Below are 6,018 nucleotides of genomic sequence, written 5' to 3' on the forward strand. Positions count from 1 at the left end.
TCACGACCGGCTGGCCCGGCTTGATGCGGCCGCGCGTGATGCGGCCGACGCCGATCCGGCCGACGTACGTCGAATAGTCGAGCGACGTGATCTGGAGCTGCAGCGGCGCTTCCGGATCGGCCGGGCGAACCGGCACGTGCTCGAGGATCGCCTCGAACAGCGGACGCATGTCGCCTTCACGCGCGGCCGGGTCGAGCGATGCGTAGCCGTTCAGGCCCGACGCGTAGACGATCGGGAAGTCGAGCTGCTCTTCGGTCGCGCCGAGCTTGTCGAACAGGTCGAAGGTCTGGTTGATCACCCAGTCGATCCGCGCGCCCGGGCGGTCGATCTTGTTGACGACGACGATCGGCTTCAGGCCGAGCGCGAGCGCCTTCTTCGTGACGAAGCGCGTCTGCGGCATCGGGCCCTCGACCGCGTCGACGAGCAGCAGCACCGAGTCGACCATCGACAGCACGCGCTCGACTTCGCCGCCGAAGTCCGCGTGCCCCGGGGTGTCGACGATGTTGACGTGCGTGCCTTCGTATTCGACCGCGCAGTTCTTCGCGAGAATCGTGATCCCGCGCTCTTTTTCGATGTCGTTCGAATCCATCACCCGCTCCGCAATCTGCTGGTTGTCGCGGAAGGTGCCGGACTGGCGGAGCAGTTGGTCGACGAGCGTGGTCTTGCCGTGGTCGACGTGGGCGATGATGGCGATATTGCGAAGGGCGCGGGTCATAGAAACCTGGAAATCCGTTTGAACGCGCAAACGCGCGCGCTCGTTTTTCACGGGCGCGCGCCGTTGCAGCTTGGTGAGCCTCAAATTATAGCACGTGCGAGTGGCGAGAGCTGGCCTACACGTTGCAACGCAACAAAACGGGCCGCCCCGCCCTCCGCTCCCGACCCGGCCGAGCCTCTTCTGCATCACGACCGGCGCGCCGAAAAACCTTATCTGGACAAGGGATTCTCGCCGGACGGAGCGCGCGTTTCGCGGTTCGATTAACATTTGCCGCGGCAAGCAATTGTGCCTATACTGCTGCCTAGTCAACTATTGCAGCTTCAGGGTTTTATGTCGGATTCTCCTACCCCACCGCCCGTTTCGCCGCTGTCTACGTATCAGATGAACGACAGCGTCGGTTATCTGATGTCGCGCGTGAAGTCGGTGATGACCAATCTCGTCACGCAGCGCACGCAGGAAGAGCTCGGCATCACGGGCACGCAGGCGAGCATGCTGTTCATGATCGCGGTCGGCAAGTGCTCGACGGCCGCCGAACTCGCACGCGAATACGGCATCGACGCAAGCGCGGTCACGCGCCTGCTCGACCGGGTCGAGAAACGCGGCCTGCTGTCACGCGTGCGGAGCGTCGAGGATCGGCGCGTCGTGCGGCTCGAGCTCACCGACGAAGGCCGCGCGCTGGCCGAACGGCTGCCGCCCATTTTCCGCAGCGTGCTCGACCAGGTGCTGGACGGGTTTACGCCGGAAGAAGTCGGGTTCCTGAAGAGCATGCTGCGCCGCATTCTCAGCAACTATTGCGAGACGACCGGCGGTAGCATCACGTAATAGTTGCCATAACAATTACTTTTGACAGATTAATGTAAGGAAATCCTTGCAGTGTCCATCATTCATTCCGAGTCAGGGGTTAGCGCGATGAAAACCTCCCCGTTGTCCGTGCGCGCCGGGTCGTGCCGTGCCGCCGTCGCCGCCGCGGTCGCCGCGCTGGCGCTGGCGGGCTGCGCGAATTACATCGGCATCAAGAGCGACAAGCAGATCGCCCCCGCGTCGCAATTCGAATCCGCCCAGAGCCTGCCGGCCCAGGGCGGCCAGTGGCCGGCGCTCGACTGGGCTAACCAGTTCGGCGATCCGCAACTGCCGAAGCTGATCGACGAAGCGCTGCAGGGCAACCCGTCGATCGCGCAGGCCCAGGCGCGCATCGCGAAAGCCTCGTCGTACATCGAATCGTCCCGCTCGAACCTGATGCCGAAGGCCGAAGCCAGCTATTCGTGGACGCGCGAGCTGTATTCGTCGAACGCACTGTTCCCGCCCCCGTACGGCGGCCAGTGGTACAGCGAGAACAATGTGCTCGCGAGCGCCTCGTGGGAACTCGATCTGTGGGGCAAGAACCGCGAACGCCTGCACACGGCCGTATCGCAGGAAAAAGCCGCCGAAGCCGACATGCAACAGGCGCGCATCACGCTCGCGTCGTCGGTCGCGCGCACCTATAACTCGCTCGCGCAGCTCTATGCGCTGCGCGACATCGCGCAGCGCGAGATCACCAACCGCGAGACGGTCGGCAAGATCACCGACGGCCGCGTATCGGCCGGCCTCGACACCAACGTCGAGCGCCAGACGGCCCGCGGCAACATCGCGACAACCCAGGCTTCGCTGTCGGACCTCGACGGGCAGATCACGACGGTGCGCTACCAGCTCGCCGCGCTGCTCGGCAAAGGCCCGGATCGCGGGCTGCAGATCGCGGCGCCCGTGCTGAACCCGAGCGGCGACGTCACGCTGCCCGGCAACCTGCCGGCCGATCTCGTGTCGCGCCGCCCCGACATCGTCGCCGCGCGCTGGCAGGTCGAAGCCGCGATGCACGACGTGAAGGAAGCGAAGGCCGAGTTCTACCCCGACGTGAACCTCGCGGCCGGCTTCGGCTTCGATGCGTTCGGCTGGGGCAAATTCCTGAACTTCGCGAGCCGCCAGGCGCAGTTCGGCCCGGCGATCCACCTGCCGATCTTCGATGCCGGCGCGCTGCGCGCTCAGCTCAAGGGCCGTTACGCCGACTTCGACCTGTCGGTCGCGAACTACAACCAGACGCTGATCGGCGCGCTGAACGACGTCGCGACGCAGGTCGCGTCGATCCGCGCGATCGATCGGCAGATGGGCGACGCCCAACGTGCGCTCGACGCATCGACGCGCGCGTACGATCTCGCGGTCATCCGCTACAAGGCCGGCCTGTCGCCGCAACTGCAGGTGCTGACGGCGGACAGCAACCGCCTCGCATCGGAGCAGACGGTGACCAACCTGAAGATGCGTCGCCGCGACATGCAGCTCGCGCTGATCAAGGCGCTCGGCGGCGGGTTCGACGCAACCGGCACGCCGCTCGCCGCGCCCGATGCCGCCACGCCGACCAAACAGGCCGCCAATTGAGCCGGCGCCACCACTACGCAGACACTCGAAATAACGGACGGAGAAAATCGCCATGAGCGACCAACAAAACGCCGCCAGCGCGCAGCCGCAGAACAACGGCAAGCGCAAACGAATGATGACGCTGCTCGTCGCGGTCATCGTGATCGCGGCCATCGCATACGGCCTGTACTACTTCCTCGTCGCCCGCTTCCATGAAGACACCGACGATGCCTACGTGAACGGCAACGTCGTGCAGATCACGCCGCAGGTCACCGGCACCGTGATCGCCGTGAAGGCGGACGACACGCAAACGGTCAAGGCCGGCGATCCGCTCGTCGTGCTCGACCCCGCCGATTCGCAGGTCGCGCTGCAGCAGGCGGAAGCCAACCTCGCGCAGACGGTGCGCCAGGTGCGTGGCCTGTTCGTCAACGACGACCAGTACCGCGCGCAAGTCGCGCTGCGCCAGTCCGACCTGTCGAAGGCCCAGGACGATCTGCGCCGCCGCCTGGCCGTCGCGCAGACGGGCGCCGTGTCGCAGGAAGAAATCTCGCACGCCCGCGACGCGGTGAAGGCCGCGCAGGCATCGGTCGACGCCGCGCAGCAACAGCTCGCATCGAATCGCGCATTGACCGCGAACACGACGATCGCATCGCACCCGAACGTGATGGCCGCCGCCGCGAAGGTGCGCGACGCGTACCTCGCGAACGCGCGTAACGTGCTGCCGGCGCCGGTCACCGGCTACGTCGCGAAGCGCTCGGTGCAGGTCGGCCAGCGCGTGTCGCCCGGCAACCCGCTGATGTCGGTGGTGCCGCTCAATGCCGTGTGGGTCGACGCGAACTTCAAGGAAGTCCAGCTGAAGCACATGCGCATCGGCCAGCCGGTCGAGCTGACGGCCGACATCTATGGTTCGTCGGTCACGTACCACGGCAAGGTCGTCGGCTTCTCGGCCGGCACGGGCTCGGCGTTCTCGCTGCTGCCGGCGCAGAATGCGACCGGCAACTGGATCAAGGTCGTGCAGCGCCTGCCGGTGCGGATCGAGCTCGATCCGAAGGATCTCGACAAGCATCCGCTGCGTATCGGCCTGTCGATGCAGGTCGACGTGGACATCAAGGACGAACGCGGCGACCAGCTCGTCAACGCGCCGAACACCGTCTACGAGACCAACGTGTTCGCGAAATACGGCGACGAGGCCGACGCCGAAATCGCGCGCATCATCGCCGAGAACGCGGGCGGCAACGCATCGGCGCCGGTCGCGGCGAAGCAGAACACCGCCGCGAAAATGATGTAACCGTTCCGACTCCGGAAAGACAACCGACATGGCACAGGCTCCTGCCTCCTACCCGCCCTTGCAGGGCGGGCAACTCGTACTCGGGACGATCGCGGTGTCGCTCGCGGTGTTCATGAACGTGCTCGACACGTCCATCGCGAACGTCGCGATCCCGACCATCTCGGGCGACCTCGGCGTGTCGTCCGACCAGGGCACGTGGGTCATCACGTCGTTCGCGGTCGCGAACGCCATCTCGGTGCCGCTGACCGGCTGGCTGACCGACCGTTTCGGGCAGGTGCGCCTGTTCCTCGCGTCGATCATCCTGTTCGTCATCTCGTCGTGGATGTGCGGGCTGTCGCCGAACCTGCCGTTCCTGCTCGGCTCGCGCGTGCTGCAGGGCGCGGTCGCCGGCCCGATGATTCCGCTGTCGCAAGCGCTCCTGCTGTCGAGCTATCCGCGCGCGAAAGCACCGATGGCGCTCGCGCTATGGGCGATGACGACGCTGATCGCGCCGGTCGCGGGCCCGATTCTCGGCGGCTGGATCTCGGACAACTACTCGTGGCCGTGGATCTTCTACGTCAACATCCCGGTCGGCATCGCCGCCGCCGCCGCGACGTGGATGATCTATCGCAACCGGGAGTCGGCCGTGCGCCGCGCGCCGATCGACGGCGTGGGCCTCGCGCTGCTGGTCGTCTGGGTCGGCTCGCTGCAGATCATGCTCGACAAGGGCAAGGATCTCGACTGGTTCGCGTCGACGACCATCGTCGTGCTCGCGCTGACCGCCGTCATCGCATTCGCGTTCTTCGTGATCTGGGAGCTGACCGCCGAGCACCCGGTCGTCGACCTGTCGCTGTTCCGCATCCGGAACTTCACCGGCGGCACGGTTGCGCTGTCGATCGGGTACGGCTTGTACTTCGGCAACCTCGTGCTGTTGCCGCTGTGGCTGCAGACGCAGATCGGCTACACCGCGACCGACGCCGGCCTCGTGATGGCGCCGGTCGGGCTGTTCGCCATCCTGCTGTCGCCGCTCACCGGGAAGTATCTGCCTCGCACCGATCCGCGCTTCATCTCGACGGCGTCATTCCTGACATTTGCGCTGTGCTTCTGGATGCGTTCGCGCTACACGACGGGTGTCGACGAATGGTCGCTGACGCTGCCGACGCTCGTGCAGGGCATCGCGATGGCGGGCTTCTTCATCCCGCTCGTGTCGATCACGCTGTCCGGCCTGCCCGGCCACCGCATTCCTGCGGCGTCCGGCCTGTCGAACTTCGTGCGGATCATGTGCGGCGGCATCGGCACGTCGATCTTCCAGACCGCGTGGGACCACCGCAACAACTTCCATCACGCGCAACTGGTCGAGCAGGCGAACCCGTACAACCCGACGTTCAACCAGGCCGTCACCCAGATGGGCAACCTCGGGCTGTCGCAGAGCCAGGCACACGGGCTCATCAACAACATGGCCACGCAACAGGCCGCGCAACTCGGCGTGAACGATCTGTTCTATATCTCGGCGGTGATCTTCGTGCTGCTGATCGCGCTGATCTGGATCACCAAGCCGGAACGCGCGGGCGGCGGCGATGCCGGCGCGGCGGCGTCGGCAGCGCACTGAGCGGCCAGGTTCAAGGCAGCGCACCAAACAAAAAGCCCGGTC

At 65.9% G+C, this 6,018-nt stretch carries 5 protein-coding genes; 4 read left to right on the top strand and 1 reads right to left on the bottom strand.

Annotation, left to right across the window (positions count from 1 at the left end; all coding sequences use genetic code 11):
* The coding region (locus JMF90_RS20215; RefSeq protein WP_201325357.1) for a GTP-binding protein at positions 1–715 on the bottom strand (715 nt) is incomplete at its 3' end.
* Positions 716–1,045: 330 nt separating this feature from the next.
* Between JMF90_RS20215 and JMF90_RS20220 the strand changes: the two genes are divergently transcribed.
* From JMF90_RS20220 to JMF90_RS20235, 4 genes are all read left to right on the top strand, one after another.
* The gene (locus JMF90_RS20220) at positions 1,046–1,537 is read left to right on the top strand and encodes a MarR family winged helix-turn-helix transcriptional regulator (protein WP_011545265.1); all 492 of its coding nucleotides are present in this window, start codon (positions 1,046–1,048) and stop codon (positions 1,535–1,537) included.
* A gap of 87 nt (positions 1,538–1,624) precedes the next feature.
* Entirely contained in the window at positions 1,625–3,121 is a 1,497-nt protein-coding gene (locus tag JMF90_RS20225; protein ID WP_201316863.1) for an efflux transporter outer membrane subunit, read from the top strand.
* 52 nt (positions 3,122–3,173) lie between these two features.
* Entirely contained in the window at positions 3,174–4,388 is a 1,215-nt protein-coding gene (locus JMF90_RS20230; RefSeq protein ID WP_006476162.1) for an HlyD family secretion protein, read from the top strand.
* Between the two features lie 28 nt (positions 4,389–4,416).
* Positions 4,417–5,976 (top strand): DHA2 family efflux MFS transporter permease subunit, encoded by a 1,560-nt coding sequence (locus tag JMF90_RS20235; protein WP_012328384.1) that lies wholly within the window; start codon positions 4,417–4,419, stop codon positions 5,974–5,976.
* The last annotated feature ends 42 nt before the right edge of the window (positions 5,977–6,018 follow it).

Origin of the sequence: Burkholderia sp. E168m23 (genome assembly GCF_016586125.1) — a bacterium.
GTDB lineage: Bacteria > Pseudomonadota > Gammaproteobacteria > Burkholderiales > Burkholderiaceae > Burkholderia > Burkholderia orbicola.

Coding starts and splice junctions, on each gene's coding strand:
- JMF90_RS20225 (WP_201316863.1), top strand. CDS start 1,625: ATGAAAACCTCCCCGTTGTCCGTGCGCGCCGGGTCGTGCCGTGCCGCC.
- JMF90_RS20220 (WP_011545265.1), top strand. CDS start 1,046: ATGTCGGATTCTCCTACCCCACCGCCCGTTTCGCCGCTGTCTACGTAT.
- JMF90_RS20230 (WP_006476162.1), top strand. CDS start 3,174: ATGAGCGACCAACAAAACGCCGCCAGCGCGCAGCCGCAGAACAACGGC.
- JMF90_RS20235 (WP_012328384.1), top strand. CDS start 4,417: ATGGCACAGGCTCCTGCCTCCTACCCGCCCTTGCAGGGCGGGCAACTC.